The organism is Caenimonas sedimenti, assembly GCF_007833165.1.
In the GTDB taxonomy this organism is placed as follows: Bacteria; Pseudomonadota; Gammaproteobacteria; order Burkholderiales; family Burkholderiaceae_C; genus Ramlibacter; species Ramlibacter sedimenti.
Genome location: NZ_VOBQ01000011.1, coordinates 266,183 through 287,234 on the forward strand (window position 1 = coordinate 266,183; position 21,052 = coordinate 287,234).

Consider the following 21,052-nt stretch of genomic DNA (forward strand, 5'->3'; position numbering starts at 1 on the left):
AAACTGCCGGCATGGACGAAGGAACGCGGGAAATCGGGCCACGGCTCTGGGTGATCGCCCTGTGCGCCGGATGGTGCGGCGTCTGCCGTGACTGGCGCCCTGCCTTCCTCGCCACCGCGCGGGCGCATCCCGAATGGCGCTTCGCCTGGGTGGACGTGGAGGACGAGGACGAAGCCATGGGCGGCGTCGACATCACGACCTTCCCTTCCGTGCTGATCGCGCGCGGGCGAGAAGCCTTGTTCTTCGGCGCGATCGGGCCATCGCAGGCGGCGCTGGAACGTCTCGCTTCCGCCCTCGAGAACCAGCCGGCACTACTGCCGGGCGACGCCCAGGCGCTGCTTGAACGCCTGTTACCAGAAGTACTGCCCCGAACTTCCACCTGATGGGGTAGGGGCGATCCTACATGCGCCTGCTTACGCGCCTGACGAGCGCAGTGCGTACTTGCAAGCTCAATCAGACCATGGACCGGCCGAGCCCGGACATGCAGTTTCCAACTTTTTTTTGCTTTCAAGGAGATTCACACATGGCTTCCAACAACCAGGGCAGCTCGAGCGGCAAATCCAACCGGGGCTTCGCCTCGATGGACCCGCAGCGCCAGCGCGAAATCGCCAGCGAAGGCGGGCGCGCCGCGCACGAGAAGGGCACGGCCCATGAGTTCACGTCCGAAGAGGCGCGTGAAGCCGGACGCAAGGGCGGCCAGGCACGCAGCCAGAACCGCCGCAACGCGATGAATGCGTCGAGCAGCGGCAGTTCGAATTCGTCGAACGGCAGCGACAGCAGCAGCTCGAACTGAGGCTAGTAGGTCTTGTACGGCAGGAACTTGCCGGACAGGACCACGCGCACCCGGTCCCCCTTGGGATCGGGTTCGCGCTTGATGTCCATCGAGAAGTCGATCGCGCTCATGATGCCGTCGCCGAACTCCTCGTGGATCAACTCCTTGATCGTGGCGCCATAGACGTTGACGATCTCGTACCAGCGGTAGATCAGCGGGTCGGTCGGCACGGACGTCGGCAGCGAGCCCTTGTAAGGCACCACCTTCAGCCACTTCTGCTCGTCTTCGGTCAGGCCGAAGATGTCGCCGAGGACTTTGGCCTGCTCGGCATTCGCCGTCATCTGGCCCAGGCACAAGGCCGTCGTCCATTCCTTGGACTCGCCGACCTTGCTGGCCACGTCGGCCCAGCTGATGCCTTTCTGCACCTTGGTGGTGATGATCTTCTCGGTGACGTCGTTGCGGTTCATGTTGGCTCCTTCTGGGGTTCAGTGGTCCTCGCCCGCCTTGGCACGCGAAACGAGGAAGTCGACGATGTGGTTGCGCAGCTCGTAGTAGCCGGGCAAGTGGTGCAGCCCCGCGCGGTTGCGTGAGCGCGGCAGCGTGTTGGTGACGGTCTCGGCGATGCCGCCGGGCGCATAGCCCGAAGGGGTTTCGCGGCCGTTGGACATCAGCAGGATGCGGTCGGCCAGCAGGATGGCCTCGTCCACGTCGTGCGTGATCATGAAGACGGTCTGGTGCGTTTCGCGCACGATGGACATCAGCTCGTCCTGGATGGTGCCGCGCGTGAGCGCGTCCAGCGCACCGAAAGGTTCATCGAGCAACAGCATCTTGGGCTGGATGGCGAAGGCGCGGGCGATGCCCACGCGCTGCTTCATGCCGCCCGACAGCTGCGCCGGCTTCTTGTCGATCGCGCCGGAGAGGCCGACCATCGCGACGAACTTCTCGACGTGCGTCTTGACCGCGTCGCGCGTCCATTCGGGCCAGCGCGATTCCACCGCGAACGCGATGTTCTTGCGTACGGTGAGCCACGGCATGAGCGCGTGGCTCTGGAACACCACGCCGCGCTCCAGGCCCGGGCCCACGACTTCACGGCCGTCCATGAACACGTGGCCGGCACTCGCCTGGTCCAGCCCCGCCAGCACGTTCAGGATGGTGGTCTTGCCGCAGCCCGAGTGGCCGATGATGCAGACGAACTCCCCCTGGTCCAGCGTGAAGCTGACGTTGTCGAACACGGGCTTGCCCGGCACGAAGGTCTTGGCGAGGCCTTCGATCTTCAGGAAACCCGAGACCTTGTCATTGCGGGCTTGACCCGCAATCCATGGTGGCATGTCGACACTCCCCGATGGATCCCGGGTCGAGCCCGGGATGACATTCATTTGCGGGATGACGGCCGCTTCTTTGCGTTCACTCCACATACGTCACCATCTTCTGCAGTTGCGCGAACGAAAGATCCAGCAGCATCCCCACGACCCCAATGACCAGGATGGCGAAGATGACGTTGGTGAGCGAGAGGTTGTTCCATTCGTTCCAGACGAAGTAGCCGATGCCCGTGCCGCCGACCAGCATCTCGGCCGCCACGATCACCAGCCAGGCGATGCCCATGCTGATGCGCATGCCGGTCAGGATGGTCGGCGCCGCCGCCGGCAGGATCACCAGGAAGGCCTTGCGCAGCGGCTGCACTTCGAGCGTGCGCGCCACGTTCAGCCATTCGCGCTTGACCGAGGCCACGCCGAATGCGGTGTTGATCAGCATCGGCCACACCGAGCAGATGAAGATCACGAACACGCCGGAGACGTTGGAGTCCTTGATCGTGTACAGCGCCAGCGGCATCCAGGCGAGCGGCGAGATCGGCTTCAGCACCTGGATGAACGGGTCGAACGCCTTCTGCAGCAGCGGCGACATGCCGATGACGAAGCCGAGCGGGATCGCCACCAGGCACGCCAGCAGGAAGCCCAGGCCCACGCGCCCCAGCGAATGCGCCAGCTGGATGGCGATGCCCTTGTCGTTGGGTCCGTTGTCGTAGAACGGGTCCGACAGCTGCTTGACGAAGGTTCCGCCCATCTGCGCGGGCGTCGGGAAGCCGGTGGTTTTCTGCGAGCCGACGTCCTTGCCCATCATCTTGGCGTACTCGATCTGCTCGGCCGTCATGGCCGCGCCCGGGCCCGCGGTGGCCGACGAACGCGTCGCGACATGCCAGATGCCGAGGAACACCAGGAACAGCAGCACCGACACCAGCGCCGCCTTCACGTTGATCGATTTCACGCAGCGCTCGCCTTGCTGATGGCGAAGCTCTTGACGTAGTCCTCGGGCTTCATCGGGTCGAACTCCTTGCCCATCACCTTGAACTTCTTGTACGCGCCTTCCGGCGGCTTGAAGCCGGCAACAGCCATCTGCTTCTTGGCGTCGGTCAGCATGAACACCTTCTCGGCGATCTGCTTGTAGTTGACCTCACCTTTCACGTAGCCCCAGCGCTTCATCTGCGTGAGCATCCAGACGGCCATGCTCTGCCACGGCACCGGGTCGAAGTTCGCGCGGTCCGGGACGTTCTTGATGTTGCCCAGGCCATCGGCGAACTTGCCGGTCAGCACCTGCGCGATGACGGTCTCAGGCTGGTTCAGGTACTGCGTCGGCGCGATCACCTTGGCGATCAGGTCGCGGTCCTTGGGCTGGCTGGCCATGAACGACGAGGTCAGGATCGCGCGGTACAGCGCCGCGAAGGTGTTCGGGTTCTGCTTGATGAATTCGTCGCTGACGCCGAAGGCGCAGCAGGGGTGCCCGTCCCAGATCTCCTTGGACAGGATGTGGATGAAGCCGATTTCGTCGTACACGGCGCGCTGGTTGAACGGGTCCGGGCCGAGGAAGCCGTCGATGTTGCCGGCGCGCAGGTTGGCCACCATCTCCGGCGGCGGTGTCACGCGGATCTGCACGTCGGTGTCCGGGTTGATGCCGTGCTCCGCCAGGTAATAGCGCAGCAGGAAGTTGTGCATCGAGTACTCGAACGGCACCGCGAACTTGAAGCCCTTCCAGGACTTGGGATCGCGCTTGTCCTTGTGCTTCACGTGCAGCGTGATCGCCTGGCCATTGGTGTTCTGGATGCTGGCGACGTTCATGCCCACCTGGTTGGAGCCCAGGCCCATGGTCATGGCCAGCGGCATCGGCGACAGGAAGTGCGAAGCGTCATGCTCCTTGTTGATCATCTTGTCGCGGATCAGGGCCCAGCCCGCCGTCTTGTTCAGCTGGACGTTCAGGCCTTCCTTCTTGTAGAAGCCCAGGGGGTCGGCCATGATCAGCGGGCTGGCGCAGGTGATGGCGATGAAGCCGATCTTCAGGTCCTTCTTCTCCAGCGGGCCGCGGTCCTGCGCCATGGCTTGCAAGGCGCCGATCGGCAGCACGGAGGCGATGGCGGCGCGCGCGGTGTTCGCGCCGACGGCCTTGAGGAAGCCGCGCCGGACCGCATCGACCGGGAACATGGCTTTCATCAGGCTGGCCTCGACGAACTGGGCCGATAACTGGTCCGGCGTCGCAGCAGCGGCGGCGCCGTGCTCGGTGGGCGCGTGGTCCTCGCCGCAGGCACAGCGCAGCATCAGGGGACGGTCGGCGTCGTAGGCGTCGTAGCGTTGGGACATGGGGCGCACCTTTTCGAAGAAGATGTGCCAGCACTTGCAAGCGTTGCGCCTGCCCGGCCCCCATTCGGCAAATCGCGGAAGCCGGCACGAGGGCTTGTAGTGGCAGCCCTACAAAATGGCTGTCCAAAGGGGCTGTCATCCCGGACTTGATCCGGGATCCATCGTGGCGTGCGCTGATGGATTGCGGGTCAAGCCCGCAATGACAGGCCCGGGGGACTACTTTCCGTGGCGTTCTGCATACAGCGCCAGCTCCACGTCGTTCTTGGTCCCGGTCTTTTCCAGGATGCGGGCCCGGTAGGTGCTCACCGTGTTGGGCGCCAGCTGCAGTTGCGCACCAATTTCGCTCACGCTGTGCCCCGAAGTGAGGAGCCGGAACACCTGGTATTCCCGATGCGACAAGGCTTCGGGCCCCGTTTTGGCGCTCGCGCCGCCGACCACGCTGGCCAGGGCTTCGGCCGTGGCCGGCGTGACATAGACACCACCGTCCGCCACCTTGCGCACGGCGGCGACCATGTCATCCGGGTCGGCGCTCTTGTTCAAGTAGCCTGCCGCGCCCAGCTTGATGCAGCGCACGGCGTACTGGCGCTCCGGGTAGGTGGAGAGCATCAGCACCGGCAGCCGGGGCCAGGCCTTGCGCAGCGCCTGCAGCACTTCCAGGCCATCGCGGCCGGGCATGGCGATGTCCAGCAGCACGACGTCCAGGCCCACGTCGCCGATGCGAGCCTCCACCTGGCGAAGCACCTCGTCCCCGTCCACGGCTTCAGCGCACACGTCGATGTCCGGCGCGTCCGCCAGCACCTGCTTCAGGCCTTCGCGCACGATGCGGTGGTCGTCCCCCAGCAGGACGCGGATTCGCTTAGGCGGCATGGGGCAAAGGCATCACGAGGGTGAAGGTGGAGCCTTGGCCCACTTCGCTGGCGATGGCGATGTGGCCGCCGAAGTGCCTGGCGCGCTCGCGCATGCCCATCACGCCATAGGCCGTGGGCGATTCGAAGGCTTCCGGCGCGGCGCCGCAACCATCGTCTTCCACGGTGATGCGCAACAGCTCGGCGTCACCCGCGATCCGCACCGTGACGCGGTTCGCCCTGGCATGCCGTCCGACGTTGCTCAGCATCTCCTGGAAGATGCGGAACACCGCCATGGCCATGGGCTCCGGCAGGTCGGGCGCCTCGGGAACGCGCATGTCCCAGTCCAGCGCCAACTCGGCCGACTGCACGAAGTCGTGCGCCTGCCACTCCAGCGCCGCCCAGACGCCCTGGTGGTCCAGGATGCTGGGACGCAGGTCCGTGATGATTCGGCCGACGTTGTCGACGGCGTTCTCGATCAGCCGGCTCATGTTCTGGCACTTGCTGCGCATGCGTTCGCGCATGGCCTGCGCTTCGTCCGCGGCGCGCGCCTGCTGTTCCGCCAGCCGCTTGTCCAGCCAGTTCACGTCCATCTTCAGCGCCACCAGCAGGCTGCCCAGTTCGTCGTGCACTTCCCGGGCGATCCTGGTGCGCTCCTCTTCGCGTACCTTTTCCGAGTAGGCAGCCAGCTCCCGCTGCTGGTCCAGCGCAGCCGACAGCTCCCGCGTCCGCTCGGCCACCCGGTGCTCCAGCTCGGTCTTGACCTGGTGCAGGGCGTCGGCGGCGCGCTTGCGCTCGGTGATGTCGACGAAGGTGATGACGGCCCCGCGCACCTCGCTGCCGTCCACGATGGGGTGGCTGGAGTACTCCACCGGGAACGCCGTGTGGTCGCGCCGCCAGAACACCTCGGTGTCGATGCGGCAGGGCAGACCGCGCCGGAATGCGTTGAAGATCGGGCAGTCGGTGTCGGGGTAGTGCGAGCCGTCGGCGTGCGAATGGTGGGTGAGCTCGTGCATGTTCTGGCCAAGCACCTGCGCCGCTTCGTAGCCGAGCATCCGGGCGCCGGCGCGGTTGATGAACATGCAGTGGCCGCCGAGGTCGATGCCGAAGATGCCTTCGCCAGTGGACTCCAGCAACAGGCCCAGCTGGTGCTGCCACAGCGGCTGCGCCGCCGGCACCGGCAAGGCGGTGGCAGGGTCGAGCACTTGGGCGCTGGCGGTCATCCCGCCGTGGCGTGCAAGGCCTGTGCCAGTTTGGTGCGCGCCGCGGTGGCGCGCACCGCTCAGAGCCCGAGTTCGCTCAGACCCGGGTGGGCGTCGGGGCGCGGGCCCAGCGGCCAATGGAACTTGCGGTCGGCTTCGGCGATGGGCAGGTCGTTGATGCTGGCGAAGCGCCGCGCCATGAAGCCGGCGTCGGTGAACTCCCAGTTCTCGTTGCCGTAGCTGCGGAACCACTGGCCCGAATCGTCATGCCACTCGTAAGCGAAGCGCACGGCGATCCGGTTGCCGGTGCAGGCCCAGACCTCCTTGATCAGGCGATAGTCCAGCTCCCTCGCCCACTTGCGCTGCAGGAAGGCGCGCACCTGCTCACGGCCAACCGGAAACTCGGCTCGGTTACGCCAGCGCGTGTCCTCGGTGTAGACCTGGACCACGCGGTCGGGGTCGCGCGTGTTCCAGGCGTCCTCGGCCATGCGGGCCTTGCGGGCGGCGGTTTCGGGGGTGAAGGGCGGCAGTGGGGGTTTGGTGTCCATGCGCGGACTGTGCCATGCAGGGAAAACCCGGTCCCATGCGCGGGATCAAGAAAACGGAAGACGCGGGAAGTGAGGACGGAGGCGAATCAGCCCTCGCCCAGCTGCCATTCGCCAATGAGGCGAACACGCTGGTCGAGGTCGTCCGGCAGGTCGGCGCCCAGGGGCGCGGCGTCGGACGTGCGGAATTCGGAAGGCACCGGCTCCGTCAACGCATGCTGCGCCGCCTGCGCAGGCAGACGCTGCGTCAGGGGGAGATGGAAGATGGAGGAGAAACGCATGTGCTTGCCTATGCTTGAATTTTAGGCATGCCTGTATTTCAGTGCTGTGAAGTTCCACACAACGCACGCGAATACCGTGCGCCCTGTGGTGAGCCGCCAACGCGGCTCCCTCGCATCCGCGAGCTGCTAGCCGCGATCGGGCTCCGCCGGCGAAGAGATGTCGCCGAGCGAAGCGGCCACCTCGGTGTCGTCCATGCTGCCGCCCTTGGCTGCGATATCACCCAGACTGACGATGCCCACCAGCCGCTGGTTGCCGTCCACCACCGGCAGACGGCGAATCTGCGCTTCGGCCATCTCGCTGAGCACCTGCTCGACGTCGTCGGTCTCCTGCGCGCAGCGCACATGGGCGCTCATCACGTCGGCCAGCTTGGTCGTCTTCAACTCCCCCCCCTGCGCGACGCCGCGCACGACGATGTCGCGGTCGGTCACCATGCCGACCAGCTTCTCCCCTTCGCAAACCGGGATCACGCCGACGTTCAGCTCGTCCATCGCCTGCGCAGCCTGAACCACGGAATCGTTGGGGGTCAGGGTCCGGACGCCCCGGGTCATGACTTCGGCCACTGTGGTCATTCGCATCTCTCCTTGGGATCCGCGCGGCGAAGCGCCGGCGGTCCGCCCACTATCGGCCGGCCCGGTGGCGCGCGTTGTGGTCCGCCGCGCGGGTGGACGTAGGACGCCGCCGCCGTCGACTTCAAAGGACCATCTGCGTGCAGCGAAACAGCGCGATCGTCTTCCCGGTGTCGCGGTGCTTGACCGTGGCGTCCCAGACGTGGGTGGTCCGGCCCAGGTGGACGGCCCGCGCGTCGACCTCGATCACGCCTTCGAGGGCGGTGCCCAGGTGGTTGCTTTTCAGCTCGATCGTGGTGAAGCCCTTGGCGGTGGCCGGCAGATGGGCGGAACACGCGTAGCCGCAGGCCGTATCGGCGAGGGTGACGACAGTGCCTGCGTGCAGGAAGCCGTTGGGCGCCATCAGGTCCTTGCGCACCGGCAGCTCCGCCTGCAGGAAGCCCTGGCCGACCGCCACGATGCGGATGCCCAGCAGCCCGGGCAGGTGCCCGGGGCTGCGGCCGTTGAAGAAATCGGGGGTCAGTTCGGGGCGGTATGCGGACAAGGGGGTTCCTCCTTCAGGCCAATGAGATTTCGTGGCGCACGGCTTCGGCCAGCAACTCCCCGGCTTCCAGCAGGGGCTCGCGGCTGCGGCGGGCGCGCGCTTGCATCAGGGCGCCTTCGAACGTGGTGATGGTCAATCGGGCCCAGGCCTGGCGCCGGGCGGGTGGCAGCGGATCGAAGGCCGGCGCCAGCGCCTCCGTCCACAGGTCGAGCTGGGCCGTGCAGACGGCCCCCAGCGGAGCGGAGTCGGCCTGCAGGTCGAGCGCGACGCCCGCGACGGCGCAGCCGAAGGCGTAGTCCTCCTTCTCCAGGCTTTTGGCGAGCGAGGCGAACAGCCGCCGCAGCCGGGCTGGCGCATCGCCCGCGCCCTGCACCAGTTTCATCAGGGCGGCCCGGCGCTCCTCACCGAAGCGCTCCAGTGCTTCCTGCGCGAGCTGGTTCTTGCCGCCGGGGAAGTAGTGGTACAGCGAACCCTTCGGCGCGCCGCTGGCCGCGACAACCTGGTTGATGCCGGCGCCGGCCAGGCCGTTCCTGCGCATGCCCTGGATCGCCGCCGTGACCATGCGGTCGCGGGGGGAGTCCATGAGGAGGCGGGCGTCCATGAGACCATTATATAGACTGGTCTAGATACCGCGCCGTCATTCCCGCGGAGGCGGGAATCCAGAGCTTTCTCTGATGGGGAAGCCCTGGTCCCGCCTTCGCGGGAACGACGGATCAGCGTGCTGGTCGGGCGACCAGCGTCGAAAGGGGCAGTGAGGAGATTTCCTGCAGCAGCAAGGCGAGCTGCTGCCCCGCCGCGTCCAGCAGGGCGCGGCCCTTGTCCGCGCTGGCGCCTGCCGCATTGCCGGCTGCCCCGTGCGGGTTGTAGTCCTGCATCTGCCAACCCAGCTTGGCGCTGCGGCCGTTGCCGAGGATCGGGTACTTGGCCGCACGCTCCTGCGAACTGGAAGCGAAATTGGCGGCATCCGCCATGCGGACCGCCTCCGGCCGCAGCGCCAGCATCATGGATGTCTCGATCTCGCCGCCATGCACGCCGAAGCGGTGCTCCTCGGCGCCGAACAGGCCATGGACCGCGTCGCCCAGCGGCAGGTTCCACCAGCTGCAGCTGTAGACGATCAGGCCGCAGCGCGTGCGCAGTTCACGCGCCACGATGTCCAGCAGGCTCACCTGCCCGCCGTGGGAATTGAACAGCAGGAGCTTCTTCACGCCGCTGCGGGCCACGCATTCCCCGAGCTCCACCCAGGTGGCGATCACGGTGTTGACCGAGAGCGTGAGCGTGCCGGCAAATTGGGAATGCTCGGGGCTGTAGCCGACCTGCTGGGTGGGCAGCACGAGCACGGGCAGGTCTACCGGGAGTTGCGGCAGGGCCTGCGCCACGATGCCGTCGACCAGTGCCTGGTCCACCGACAGGGCGAGATGCGGGCCGTGCTGTTCCGTCGCGCCGACCGGAAGCACCGCCACCGTCGCCGCCGGGTCGAGCGCGGCGAAATCAGTGGTGGTCAGCTCGGACCAGAAGCGCGAGGGCAAGCTCATGGCGCCATCTTAGAGGCTTGTCTCCGGTTGGCGGGCGCGCCGCGCCAGTTCGGACTCGCGGGACAGCAGGAAGGCATCCAGCCGTTCGGCGAAATCCGGCGCGACCGCCTGCCGGACGGAAGGCCGGTCGGCCAGCGCCGCGCGCCAGCGGGCGATGCGCGGCGTGCCATCGAAGAAGCCATCCACGCCCAGCCGCTCGAAGGCATCGAAGTAGCGGAACACCGGCGCGAACACCGCATCCACCATCGAGAAAGTCTCGCCGGCGAACCAGGGGCCTTGCGGGTGCAGCGCAGCTTCCAGAATCGCGAACCGCCCCGCCAGCCGGTCGCGCGCTGCCTCATAGGCTGCGGCATCCGGCGCCGTATAAAACCCCCAGATGTCATTCAGCACCGTCGAGCCGAACTCGATCCACGCCCGATGCCTGGCCCGCACCAGCGGAGCGGCCGGGTGCAGGCGAGGCAGCGTGGTTTCGTCCAGGTACTCGCAGATCACGGCCGATTCGAACAACGGCTGGGCGTAGGGCGTTGCCTCGGTCTCGTCGACCAGAAGCAGCGGCGTGCGCCCCAGCGGCGAGATCGACAGGAACCAGGCCGGCTTGGCGGCGAGGTCGACGTCGACCCGCGTGAACGGCACGTTCTTTTCCAGCAGCACGATCGCGGCTCGCTGCACGTAGGGGCACAGCACGTGGCTGACCAGGCGCAGACCGCTCATGACAGCAGCCCCTCGGCGCCCAAGGCGTCCTGCACGGCCGGCCGGGCCCGAACCCGGTCCATCCAGGCCGACAGCACCGGATACGGCTTCAGCGAGATGCCCAGGAAGTTGGACCAGTTGACGATCGTGAAGCCGTAGATGTCGGCGACGCTGAAGGCCTCGCCCGCCAGCCAGGGCGCTTGCGCGAGGTGGGCATCCATGTCGGTGAACCGGGCGGCCAGCTTCTGCTTGGCGGCATCGCGCGTGCTGGCGGCCGTCTCCTTGTGCCACAGCCAGGGGCTGAACGTCTTGTGCAATTCGGTCGCGACGAACACCAGCCACTGCAAGGCCTGGTCGTGCTGGGGCGAGCCCGCCGGCGGCAGCAGCGCCTTGGCTGGCGCCAGCGAAGCCACCTTCAGCAGCAACGCGGTCACTTCGGTGCGGCGCTCGCCGGGGGCGGTTTCCAGGACCGGCACGTAACCGCGCGGGTTGACGGCGAAAAAATCCGAGCCGTCCGCCAGCTTGTGCGTGGCCAGGTCGACCTTGGCCAGGTCGAAGGGCAGGCCCGCTTCGCGCAGGGCGATGTGGACGGCGAGGGAGCAGGCGCCGGGGGAGAAATAGAGCTTCATGGGGTTTCCTTTGGTGAACGGGAGACGTGAATGTAGGATTGCATTGCCGCCAACGGAATACGCAGGAAGACAAATGCCGATTGCACGAACGCAAGCCCAGGGCGCCACCGCGTCGCACGCCCAAGCCCTGTCGCTGGGTGACATGGAGGTGGTGCTGGCCCTGGTGCGCGGACGCACGCTGGCGGAGGCGGCCGCTCGGCTGGGCGCGGATCCGTCGACCGTGTTCCGCAGCCTGCAGCGCATCGAGAAGGCGCTGGGCCAGCGCCTCTTCGAGCGCGGCCGCGCGGGCTACCTGCCGTCGGAGCCGGCCGCGGAAGTCGCGAAGCATGCCGAGCGCATCGAAGCGGAACTCGAAGCCGCACGCTCCGCGCTCTCCAGCCCGGCGGACGCGGTCACGGGCCGCGTCAAGCTCTCCACCACCGACTCGGTGATGCGCGGACTGGTGCTGCCGCTGCTGCCGGCGCTGGCGAAAGCGCATCCGCAACTGCGCCTGGAAGTACGCACCGGCAACGAACTGGTCAGCCTGACCCGGCGCGACGCCGACCTGGCGCTGCGCGCGACGCGCAAGCCGCCGGAGCACGTGGTCGGGCGGCACCTGGGGACGATGCGCTTCGTCGTCGCGGCTTCAGCGAAGCGCGGCACCGCTTCGCGCACGCGCGGCGGCACCGCCGCACTGGCGGAGCAGGACTGGATCGCCCCCGACGAGGCTCTGCCCGATCACCCGTCGGTGCAATGGCGGCGCCGTCACCTGCCGAAGCTGCAGCCGCGGCTGCTGGCGGACGGCATCACCGGCGTGGCCGACGCCATCGCCGCGGGCGTCGGCATCGGCATCGTGCCGCTCTTCGTGGCCGCTGCGGACACGCGGTTGAAGCCGATCTCGGACCCGCTGGAAGGCTGCGAGTCGGAGCTGTGGATCCTGGCGCACCCGGAGTCGCGGCACCTGCGGCGGATCGCGACGGTGTACCAGGCGCTGGTGGAGGGGATTGCGTTGTAGGGGAAAGGAAGCCCTGGATGCCCGCCTCCGGGGGAATGACGGTTCAGGTGAGGGCCTGACGCGCCGCGTTCGCGATGCTGGTGGCGTCCACCTGGAAGAAGGCGCGCAGGGCCGCCCGTGTGTCGCTGCGGCCGAAGCCGTCGGTGCCAAGCGTCGTGTAGCGGCGGCCTTCAGGAAGGAAGGCGCGAATGGATTCCGGCACGGCGCGGACGTAGTCGGTGGCGGCAACGATTGGAGTGGAAGAGTTGCCGAGAAGGTGGCCCAAATAGTGGTTGTCATCCCAGCGGAGGCTGGGATCCAGGGCGCCCTGGATTCCTGCCTTCGCAGGAATGACATCCATTTTTTGAGCGCCACGCGCGAGTTCGCTCCAGCTCGTCACGCTGATCACCTCGCTGGTGATGCCTTCAGTGGCCAGCACCTCCGCCGCCTTAATCACCTCTGTGAGGATCGCGCCCGAGCCCATGAGCGTCACACGCGGTTCTCCCGATCCGTAGACACCAAACCGGTAGCCTCCACGAATCACCCCTTCCCGCGCCCCCTCCGGCAAATCCGGCTGCGCGTAGTTCTCGTTCATCAGCGTCACGTAATAGAAGACATCGCGCTGCTCCACCAGCATCTCGCGCATGCCCCGGTCGACGATCACCGCCATCTCGCCCGCGAACGCCGGGTCGTAGGCCTTGCAGTTGGGGATGGTCGCGGCGACCAGGTGCGATGTGCCGTCCTGGTGTTGCAGACCTTCGCCACCGAGCGTGGTGCGGCCCGACGTCGCGCCCAGCAGGAACCCGCGCGCCCGCTGGTCCGCCGCCGCCCAGATCGCATCCCCCACGCGCTGGAAGCCGAACATCGAGTAGTAGATGTAGAAAGGCAACATCGCGAAGCCATGCACGCTGTAGCTGGTGGCCGCAGCCGTCCAGCTGGCGATGGCGCCAGCTTCCGAGATGCCCTCTTCCAGGATCTGCCCGTCCAGCGCCTCGCGGTACGACAGCACCGAACCGATGTCTTCCGGCTCGTACTTCTGCCCCACCGACGAATAGATGCCCACCTGCTTGAACAGGTTGGCCATGCCGAAGGTGCGCGCCTCGTCGGCCACGATCGGCACCACGCGCGGGCCCAGCGCCGGGTCCTTCAAGAGATTGCCCAGCAACCGCACGAAGGCCATGGTGGTCGACATCTCCTTGCCGCCCGCCTGCAGCGCGAACTGCGCGTAGCCGCTCGCTTCCGGCACCGGCACCACGTCGCACGCCGTCTGCCGCTGCGGCACATAACCACCCAAGGCCTCGCGCCGCGCGTGCAGGTAGCGCATCTCCGGGCTGTCCTCCGCGGGCTTGAAGAATGCGAGCGTGGTCGCCTGCTCGTCGGACAGCGGCAGGTTGAACCGATTGCGGAATTCCAGCAGCGCCGCTTCGTCCATCTTCTTCTGGCTGTGCGTCGTCATCTTCCCCTGGCCAGCCGCACCCATGCCGTAGCCCTTCTTGGTATGCGCGAGGATCACCGTGGGCTGCCCGGTGTGCGCCGCCGCCGCGGTATACGCCGCGTGGATCTTCACCAGGTCGTGGCCGCCGCGCTTCAAGCGGTCGATCTGTTCGTCCGTCATGCCCTGGGCCAGCGCTTTCAATTCGGCGTTCTGGCCGAAGAAGGTGTCGCGGTTGAACCGGCCGTCCTTGGCCGCGAAGGTCTGCATCTGGCCGTCGACGGTATTCGAGAAGGCCTTGGCCAGCGCACCCGTGGTGTCGCGCGCGAACAGGCCGTCCCAGTCGCTGCCCCACAGCAGCTTGATCACGTGCCAGCCGGCGCCGCGGAACAGCTTCTCCAATTCGTCGACGATGCGGCCATTGCCGCGCACCGGGCCGTCCAGCCGCTGGAGGTTGCAGTTGACGACCCACACCAGGTTGTCGAGCTTTTCGCGCGAGGCCAGCGTGAGCGCGCTCATGCTCTCGGGTTCATCCATCTCGCCGTCGCCGAACACGCCCCACACTTTGCGTGCGCCGCAATCGAGCAAACGCCGATGCGTGAGGTAACGCATGAAGCGCGCGTGGTAGATCGAGCTGATGGGCCCGATGCCCATTGAGCCGGTGGGGAACTGCCAGAAGTCCGGCATCAGCCAGGGGTGCGGATAGCTGGAGAGGCCGCGCGCGCCGTCGGCCGGCGCGGTGATTTCCTGGCGGTAGTGGGCCAGGTCGTTCTCGGTCAGCCGGCCTTCGAGGTAAGCGCGGGCATACACGCCAGGTGCGCTGTGCGGCTGATAGAAAACAAGGTCGCCGCCCTGCGACCCGTCGCGGCCGCCTCCGCCGTCATTCCCGCGAAGGCGGGAATCCAGGGCTCCCTGCCCCCTGAAGAAGTGGTTGAATCCCACCTCGAACAAATCCGCCGCGCTCGCGTACGAGGCGATGTGCCCACCCAGCTCCCCATACGCCGCATTCGCCTTCGCCACCATCGCCAGCGCATTCCACCGCATCAGCGAAGCCAGCTTCTCTTCGATCGCCAGGTCGCCAGGAAACGGCGGCTGCTGCTCCACCGCGATCGTGTTCACGTAAGGCGTGACCAGCTCCGGCGACCAGCCCACCTGCGGGCTGCGCGCGAGCACCGCCAATTGATCCAGAACGAAGCGAGCCCGCGCCGACCCATGGGCGGCCACCAGCGCCTGGAAGGCTTCGCGCCATTCGGCTGTTTCGGCGGGGTCGATGTCGCCGGTTTCGGCTTGGAGGTAACGGGTCAGGCTTTGGTCGCTCATGCCTGACTGTAGGCACGGCGGTGCGAAATAGGGTGTCGAAAAGAACGTGTTGAGCAAGTTCAGCAGCATAAAATGCCGCCAAATGCAACTTGACACGCTCGATCTGCGTATCCTGGCCGAACTGCAGCAGGACGGCGCCCTCACCAACGTGGAGCTCGCGCGCCGCGTCCATCTCTCCCCCAGCCCCTGCCTGGCGCGCGTGAAGGCGCTCGAATCGGCCGGCGTGATCGAGCGCTACGTCGCGCTCGCCAGCGCCAAGGCGCTGGGCCTCGGGCTCAACGTCTTCATCAACATCAGCCTCAAAGAGCAGTCAAAGGCCGCCCTGGCCGAGTTCGAGCGCCGCATCGCGGAGCACGACGAAGTGATGGAGTGCTACCTGATGACCGGCGACAGCGACTACCTGATCCGCGTGGCCGTGGCGGACATGGGCGCGCTGGAGAAATTCATCCTGGAGCAACTGACGCCGATCCCGGGGATCGAGAAGATCCGGAGTTCGTTCGCGTTGAAGCAGGTGAGGTACAAGACTGCTCTGCCTTTGCCAGCTTAGAAGCCGTTCCGCTCAAGCCGCCTCCCCCTCCGGCAACGCCCTCAGCCCACTCAGCCGCGACGCGAAGATCACCGCGGCCTGCAGCACGAATCCGCCGAACGCCAGCCAGAGGCAAGCCGCCTCGCCCCACGCGGCCCCGACGGCTCCACCGAGCGCCGCGCCCACCGGCCGCGCCCCGGCATTGATCGTCAAGAACACGGCGCCGACCCGGCCCAGCATCCCCGCCGGCGTCACCGCCTGCCGCAGGGTCGTCGTCGTGATCGTCCAGATGATCGGCCCCGCCCCGAAGAGGAAGAACGACACGCCGGCCAGCACCCCGCTGGGCACGAACAACGTCCCCGCCATCGCTCCCGCCGCCAGCACCGACACCGCCGGCCCGAACTGGATCGCACGCCCGAATGCCATGCGTCCCACCAGGCGCGGCGCCAGCAACGCGCCCAGCACCATGCCCGCGCCATAGCACCCCAGCGTGAACCCCACGGCCTGGGAGCCCAGCCCCAGCGTGCGCACGGCATACGGCACATACGCCGCCTGCAGGACGAACCACGAAATGTTCCAGGCGATGCCGCACAGCACCATCGGCCGCAGGTGCTCGTGGCGCCAGACGAAGCGGGCGCCATCGCGCATCTCCAGCAGCGGATGGCGCGCGGGGCCGACGGCCCGCGCGGGCTCCGCGATACCGAACAACAGCACCACCGCCGCGGCCGACAGGATGGCGCCGAGCACGAACACCGTGGCGCCACCCGCCCAGGCGACCAGCGCACCGGCGAGCGCCGGGCCCGCCGCATAGGCCGTGCTGCGCGCCAGCTCGATGCGGCCGTTGGCACGGCCGAGCGATTCGCGCGGCACCAGCGCGGGGACCAACGCAGGGGCGGCCACGCTGAAGGCGACCGTCCCCACCGCGCCGGCGAAGCCGACGATGGCCAGCCCGGCGATCGACAGGGCGCCGGTGAGCAGCATCGCCAGCAGCACGAGCAGCGAGAGCGCCCGCAGCGCCTCGGCCGCCACCATCAACGAGCGGCGCGGCAGCCGGTCGGCCAGCAGCCCCAGCGGAATCGACAGCAGCAGGAAGGGCAGCGTCTGCACCGCCGCCAGCAAGCCGATCTCGCCCGGCCCCGCGTTCAGCACCAGCACGGCGACCAGCGGCACGGCCGCGAGGCTCAGTTGTTCGGCGGACTGTGCGGCGAGGTTGGCGCTGGCGAGGCGGTGGAAGGAAGCGGGGAACGAAGGCATCGGGGAATCATCGCGCGATCCCCCCGAATCGACCGGCCGCTTTCGGACACGCTTCCCCTCCGGCTATTGCGCCCCTGACTGCATGCGGCCGCCCAGGTCGTGCGCCTCGACCTGTACTTCCTGCTGCCCGTCTTCATAAGGCCGCCCGCCGGGCCGCAGGGCCGAGTGCTCCCGCTTCGACCGGGCGAGTGGATAGAACATCTGGTGCGCCCAATGCTCAGCGCCGAACAGACGGTCGTCCTGCAGGCCCACGGCCGGCGGATACTGCCGCGTGATGTGGGCGCTGCCGAACAGCACGTCCCAGAAGAACAGCAGGTTGCCGAAGTTGCCCTTGTAGTGCCCGATGCCGTCCCGGTTGGTCAGCGCATGGTGGGCCCAATGCGTGGCCGGCGTCGAGATGGTCCGTTCCACCACCCACATCACGGGCGCAAGGGCCTTGACGCGGTAGAGCGGCTCGTCCCAACGCCACGCGCTGTGGGCACCCAGGATGACGGCGATCTTCACCACCAGGTAGGTCACATAGACCTGGCCCATGCCCAGGTACAGCAGCACGCCGCCCAGCCACAGGCCCGGCATCATCAGGTAGTAGAAGAAGTTGTTGCGATAGGTGATGCGGATGCTCATGTAATTGGCCGAGTGGTGCGCACGGTGCAGGGGCCACAACAGCGGCGTGTGCGAAAGCCGGTGCCACCAGTACTGCGTCATGTCGTCGGCCACCAGGAAAGCCGCCACCATCGCCCACCAGGGCAGGTCCGCGAACACGTTCCGCTGCGCCGGCATCAGCCAGGCACACAGCGCGTTCGAGCCGAACAGCGCCAGGGGCTGGCTGATGGCGATGAGGCTCAGGAACATCAGCACTTCAAGCCTGGTGTCGTTGGCCGTGGCCTGCACGGTATCGCGATAGCGGCGCGACACGTATTCCATGCACGCGAAGCCGGCGATGAGCGCCAGGATCAATGTGTTCTGCAGCAACGGATTCATCCGCTTGTCTCCTGTCTGGTCAACCCGCATTCTTGGGCCGGCGCACCGGCGGGGTCCAATGCAACGTTGACAACGGCCTGTTGCGCGGAGAGCATCGGACCATGCTCAACCTCAAGCGGCTCGCCCATCTCGTCGCGCTCGCGGAAGAACTGCACTTCGCCCGGGCCGCGGAGCGGGTGCACTTGAGCCAGGCCGCGTTCAGCCGCAGCATCCAGTCGATCGAGCAGGATCTGGGGATGCGGCTGTTCGACCGCGAGAGCGGCCCCGTCAAGACCACGCCGGCCGGCGATTTCATGACCGACCGCGCACGCCGGCTGCTGTTCGACGCGCGCAGCCTGCAGCGCGATGCGCAGCTCTATCGCGACAGCCAGCTCGGAGACACGGCTTTCGGCGCCGGGCCCTACCCCGGCGCGACGATCATGCCCGCCGCCCTGATGGCGTTGCGGCGCGAATACCCTTCGGTGAACATCCGCCTGGAGTTGAACAACTGGCAGCTGCTGCACGAGCGGCTGGTGGCCGAGGACATCGAATTCTTTGTGGCCGACCTGCGCGACGTCCCCCCGGACCCGAAGCTCGATGTGAGCCCGCTGGGCCGGCAGCCGGCGCACCTGTTCGTGCACGCTGGGCATCCGCTGGCCGGGAAGAGCTGCCGCTTCGCCCAGGCCTGGGCTTTCGGCTTCGCCACGGTGCGCATGCCGGCGCCGATCGAAGCCCTCATCCGCCGCCTGCTCGACCGGCCCGCCGGGGAGCCGGTGGTACCCGCCATCGAGTGCGACGATTTGTCGATCCTGCGGACCCTGGCGCTGCATACCGACGCGGTGGTCGCCATGGCAGACGCCGCGGTGCTCGACGACCTGCGCGCGGGCACGCTGGTGCGTCTCGACGTGACCGACCTGCCCCCTGTCTACGCCGAAATGGGCATCGTCACCTTGGGCCATCGCACGCCGTCGCCGATGGCGATGCGCTCGATCGCCTGCATCCGCGAGATCGTCCGCGCACTCGGCTGACTCAGCGCACGAACTTGCCGTCAGCGCGCACGCGCACCAGCTCGACGAACTGCGTCCCCGTGTGGCGGCCGTTGGTGAAGTCGTAGTCCACCCCGCCCAGGCGCATCTTGAGCGCGCGCAGGCTCGCATGCAGGCGCTCGCGCGTCAGGTCGCGCCCCGCCTTGCGCAATGCCTCGGCCACGACCCCGCCGGCCAGGTAGCCTTCGTAGCTGTGGTAGCCGACGGGCACGCCGGCCTTCTCGCAAGCCTTGCGGTAGCCGTTCGCATCGGCGTTCGCCGCGTCCCACGGATACGGCATCACCTGCGAGACCGCCAGGCCCTTCGACTGCTCGCCGAGCAGCCTGGCCGTGACGTCGCCGGCCAGGATCGACATGCCGTAGAAAGAGGGCGCGGCGCCCAACGCCCACACGCCCTTCATCACGGCGGCCGCGGAGGGGCCGCTCAGGAACAGGATCACGGCCTGCGCACCGGCGGCGGCGAGTGCCTTGCCGGCCTCGGCGGTGTTGCTGCCGTCGGGCGCTACACCGGCGGAGCCCGCGAACTGCAGGCCGCGCCGCGTGATCGCCTCCTGCACCTGTCCCAGCACCTCCTGCCCGCCGGGCGTGGCGATGTGGGCGACGGCCACCTTCTGCATGCCGAGCGTCGCGAAGTGCGACACCAGCGCATCGGCCTCGCGCTGCTGGCTGGCCCGCGTGTAGTAGGCGCTGCCTTGCGTCTTGTCTCGCACGGAGTCCACCACGCCAGCCGGCGCGATGAGCGGCACGTTGGCTTCGCGCAGCACAGGCAGGCCGGCCAGCGTCGGGAGGCCACCGACGCCCAGGACACAGGCGAACACCTTGTGCTCCTGCACCAGCGCGCGGTAGTTCGTCTGCGCGCGCGCCGGATCGAAGGCGTCGTCCAGCGCCAGAAGCTTGATCCGCCGGCCGTGGATGCCCTTGGCATTCGCATCCTCGAAGGCGATGCGGGCACCGCCCTGCAGGGCCAACGCCCCGGGGCTGAGCGGCCCGGTCAGCACGGCCGACTGGCCGAGCAGGATCTCGGTGTCGGTGACGCCAGGCTCGGTGCGAGCCGCAAGCAAGGGGGTGGCGAGGGTGCCGGCAGCCGCTGCCAGCACAAAGTCGCGTCGGTTCATTTCCGTGGTCTCCATGGCTGCGCGCAGAAAGTAAACGCGCCCCCCCACGCAGCCGGCGGCGGGGCGCATCGCGGGAACCCGATGCCCGTCGTGGATGCGACTGTGGAATCCCGGCGCGCTGGCGTCCATCGCAAAGAATGCACCCGTGCGTTGCGGGACGCGCAATGCCTCTAGACTGCCGCCCATGAAGCCGACGCCGCTGCGCATTTCGCCCCAGGCACTGACCGGCAGCCTGACGCCGGAGCAGGAACGCTTCAACGCCCTCGTGCAAGACGTGGCAGCGGCGCGAGCCACCCTTGCCGCCTGGCAGGAACGCATCGACCGCAGCGACCGGCAGCTGGCGCCTCTGCGGCAGGAAGTCCACGTCGCCTTGCGCCGGTGGGTTGCGGCCCTGGATACCGCCAGCCTCCAACCGGGGCTCTCACGCGGGGACCGTGGCCAACTGGGCGAACTGATCCGCGAAGCGACGGCGGAGTTGGGCGACGAGGAGGAAGAAGGAGACGCCGGACCGCCCGCGGCCAACGCGCCAGCACCTCCGCCGAACCTCACCTCTGACGACGACGAACCCTGGCGCGCCGCCGGCGAAGCCGCGGCGGCCGAACGCGAGCGCCGCGCCGCCCACCGCCGCGCCGCCAGCAAACAGAAGCAGCACACCCAGGCCACCACCGAAGCCTCGCAATCGCTGCGCGACGTCTACCGCAAACTCGCCAGCGCCCTGCATCCCGATCGCGAGCCCGACCTCCAGGAGCGCGAACGCAAGACCGTGCTGATGCAGCACGCCAACCAGGCGTACGCGGCCAACAACCTGCTGGCCCTGCTCGAAATGCAGCTGCAGGCCGAGCAGATCGACATGGAGCGGCTCGCATCCCTCGACCAGCGGCGCCTGGCGCACTACATCACCGTGCTGCAGGAGCAACTGGCGGAGCTGCAACAGGAAACCCGCAAGCTCGAGACCTGGTTCCGCGCCGCGATGGGCGCATCGCCAGGATCGGGGATGCCGGCGCGCAAGGCCGACCGCATGATCACGGCCGAGGCGCAGCGGCTGCGCGGCGACCTGGAGTTGCTGGCCCAGCAGACGAAGCTGCTGCGTGATCCGGAAGAAACCAAGGAGTGGCTGCGCGCGCTGCGGCAGTCGTCACCATGACGCCAATGAATGCTGGACCTTTGCCGCCCTGCTGGACCACCGATGTCACA

24 protein-coding genes are annotated in these 21,052 nt (G+C 67.7%); 6 read left to right on the forward strand and 18 right to left on the reverse strand.

The annotated features are described in order from the left end of the window. The first annotated feature begins 11 nt into the window (after positions 1-11). Positions 12-383: a thioredoxin domain-containing protein gene (locus FN976_RS14615; protein WP_145893770.1), complete on the forward strand. Its 372-nt coding sequence runs from the start codon at positions 12-14 to the stop codon at positions 381-383. A gap of 140 nt (positions 384-523) precedes the next feature. Further along, entirely contained in the window at positions 524-793 is a 270-nt protein-coding gene (locus tag FN976_RS14620; RefSeq protein WP_145893771.1) for a KGG domain-containing protein, read from the forward strand. A gap of 2 nt (positions 794-795) precedes the next feature. Here FN976_RS14620 and cynS read toward each other — a convergent pair whose 3' ends face one another. From cynS to FN976_RS14690, 14 genes are all read right to left on the reverse strand, one after another. Beyond that, entirely contained in the window at positions 796-1,239 is a 444-nt protein-coding gene (gene cynS, locus FN976_RS14625) for a cyanase (protein WP_145893772.1), read from the reverse strand. Positions 1,240-1,257: 18 nt separating this feature from the next. After that, positions 1,258-2,100: an ABC transporter ATP-binding protein gene (locus FN976_RS14630; protein WP_145893773.1), complete on the reverse strand. Its 843-nt coding sequence runs from the start codon at positions 2,098-2,100 to the stop codon at positions 1,258-1,260. Between the two features lie 76 nt (positions 2,101-2,176). Beyond that, positions 2,177-3,034 carry a nitrate ABC transporter permease gene (gene ntrB, locus FN976_RS14635; protein WP_145893774.1) on the reverse strand — a complete coding sequence of 286 codons (858 nt, stop codon included), beginning with the start codon at positions 3,032-3,034 and terminating at the stop codon, positions 2,177-2,179. After that, complete coding sequence (locus FN976_RS14640; protein ID WP_145893775.1) at positions 3,031-4,398, reverse strand: CmpA/NrtA family ABC transporter substrate-binding protein; 1,368 nt, start codon at positions 4,396-4,398, stop codon at positions 3,031-3,033. Before FN976_RS14640 ends, ntrB begins: the two co-directional genes overlap by 4 nt. 216 nt (positions 4,399-4,614) lie before the next feature. Next, the gene (locus FN976_RS14645; protein ID WP_145893776.1) at positions 4,615-5,265 is read right to left on the reverse strand and encodes a response regulator; all 651 of its coding nucleotides are present in this window, start codon (positions 5,263-5,265) and stop codon (positions 4,615-4,617) included. Then, positions 5,255-6,466 carry a sensor histidine kinase gene (locus tag FN976_RS14650; RefSeq protein WP_145893777.1) on the reverse strand — a complete coding sequence of 404 codons (1,212 nt, stop codon included), beginning with the start codon at positions 6,464-6,466 and terminating at the stop codon, positions 5,255-5,257. The genes FN976_RS14645 and FN976_RS14650 overlap by 11 nt, the downstream gene beginning before the upstream one ends. A 59-nt stretch (positions 6,467-6,525) precedes the next feature. Beyond that, positions 6,526-6,993 carry a nuclear transport factor 2 family protein gene (locus tag FN976_RS14655; protein WP_145893778.1) on the reverse strand — a complete coding sequence of 156 codons (468 nt, stop codon included), beginning with the start codon at positions 6,991-6,993 and terminating at the stop codon, positions 6,526-6,528. 86 nt (positions 6,994-7,079) lie between these two features. After that, the gene (locus FN976_RS14660; protein ID WP_145893779.1) at positions 7,080-7,271 is read right to left on the reverse strand and encodes a hypothetical protein; all 192 of its coding nucleotides are present in this window, start codon (positions 7,269-7,271) and stop codon (positions 7,080-7,082) included. 126 nt (positions 7,272-7,397) lie between these two features. Continuing rightward, the gene (locus FN976_RS14665) at positions 7,398-7,841 is read right to left on the reverse strand and encodes a CBS domain-containing protein (RefSeq protein WP_145893780.1); all 444 of its coding nucleotides are present in this window, start codon (positions 7,839-7,841) and stop codon (positions 7,398-7,400) included. 121 nt (positions 7,842-7,962) lie between these two features. Continuing rightward, positions 7,963-8,382 carry a PaaI family thioesterase gene (locus FN976_RS14670; RefSeq protein WP_145893781.1) on the reverse strand — a complete coding sequence of 140 codons (420 nt, stop codon included), beginning with the start codon at positions 8,380-8,382 and terminating at the stop codon, positions 7,963-7,965. 13 nt (positions 8,383-8,395) lie between these two features. Then, complete coding sequence (locus FN976_RS14675) at positions 8,396-8,983, reverse strand: LmrA/YxaF family transcription factor (protein WP_145893782.1); 588 nt, start codon at positions 8,981-8,983, stop codon at positions 8,396-8,398. A gap of 112 nt (positions 8,984-9,095) precedes the next feature. Further along, positions 9,096-9,914: a creatininase family protein gene (locus FN976_RS14680; RefSeq protein WP_145893783.1), complete on the reverse strand. Its 819-nt coding sequence runs from the start codon at positions 9,912-9,914 to the stop codon at positions 9,096-9,098. A gap of 9 nt (positions 9,915-9,923) precedes the next feature. Then, complete coding sequence (locus tag FN976_RS14685) at positions 9,924-10,625, reverse strand: glutathione S-transferase family protein (protein WP_145893784.1); 702 nt, start codon at positions 10,623-10,625, stop codon at positions 9,924-9,926. Continuing rightward, positions 10,622-11,233: a glutathione binding-like protein gene (locus FN976_RS14690; RefSeq protein WP_145893785.1), complete on the reverse strand. Its 612-nt coding sequence runs from the start codon at positions 11,231-11,233 to the stop codon at positions 10,622-10,624. The genes FN976_RS14685 and FN976_RS14690 overlap by 4 nt, the downstream gene beginning before the upstream one ends. A gap of 73 nt (positions 11,234-11,306) precedes the next feature. Between FN976_RS14690 and FN976_RS14695 the strand changes: the two genes are divergently transcribed. After that, positions 11,307-12,227: a LysR family transcriptional regulator gene (locus FN976_RS14695; RefSeq protein ID WP_255440434.1), complete on the forward strand. Its 921-nt coding sequence runs from the start codon at positions 11,307-11,309 to the stop codon at positions 12,225-12,227. 43 nt (positions 12,228-12,270) lie between these two features. Here FN976_RS14695 and mdeB read toward each other — a convergent pair whose 3' ends face one another. Continuing rightward, positions 12,271-14,958: an alpha-ketoglutarate dehydrogenase gene (gene mdeB, locus FN976_RS14700; protein WP_145893786.1), complete on the reverse strand. Its 2,688-nt coding sequence runs from the start codon at positions 14,956-14,958 to the stop codon at positions 12,271-12,273. Between the two features lie 82 nt (positions 14,959-15,040). Here mdeB and FN976_RS14705 point away from each other — a divergent pair, with 82 nt between their 5' ends. Next, on the forward strand, positions 15,041-15,505 hold the full coding sequence (locus FN976_RS14705) for an Lrp/AsnC family transcriptional regulator (protein WP_145893787.1): 465 nt from the start codon (positions 15,041-15,043) through the stop codon (positions 15,503-15,505). A gap of 12 nt (positions 15,506-15,517) precedes the next feature. On the opposite strand, the gene FN976_RS14710 is transcribed toward FN976_RS14705, so the two are convergent. Next, complete coding sequence (locus tag FN976_RS14710) at positions 15,518-16,738, reverse strand: MFS transporter (RefSeq protein WP_145893788.1); 1,221 nt, start codon at positions 16,736-16,738, stop codon at positions 15,518-15,520. Positions 16,739-16,801: 63 nt separating this feature from the next. Beyond that, positions 16,802-17,719: a sterol desaturase family protein gene (locus FN976_RS14715; RefSeq protein ID WP_145893789.1), complete on the reverse strand. Its 918-nt coding sequence runs from the start codon at positions 17,717-17,719 to the stop codon at positions 16,802-16,804. Positions 17,720-17,820: 101 nt separating this feature from the next. On the opposite strand from FN976_RS14715, the gene FN976_RS14720 reads away from it, so the two are divergent. After that, on the forward strand, positions 17,821-18,726 hold the full coding sequence (locus tag FN976_RS14720; RefSeq protein WP_145893790.1) for a LysR family transcriptional regulator: 906 nt from the start codon (positions 17,821-17,823) through the stop codon (positions 18,724-18,726). Between the two features lies 1 nt (position 18,727). Here the strand turns inward: FN976_RS14720 and FN976_RS14725 are convergent, their stop codons facing one another. Then, a complete protein-coding gene (locus tag FN976_RS14725; protein WP_186510906.1) occupies positions 18,728-19,858 on the reverse strand; it encodes an ABC transporter substrate-binding protein in 1,131 nt (376 codons plus the stop codon). 184 nt (positions 19,859-20,042) lie between these two features. On the opposite strand from FN976_RS14725, the gene FN976_RS14730 reads away from it, so the two are divergent. Next, a complete protein-coding gene (locus FN976_RS14730; protein ID WP_186510907.1) occupies positions 20,043-21,002 on the forward strand; it encodes a J domain-containing protein in 960 nt (319 codons plus the stop codon). The last annotated feature ends 50 nt before the right edge of the window (positions 21,003-21,052 follow it).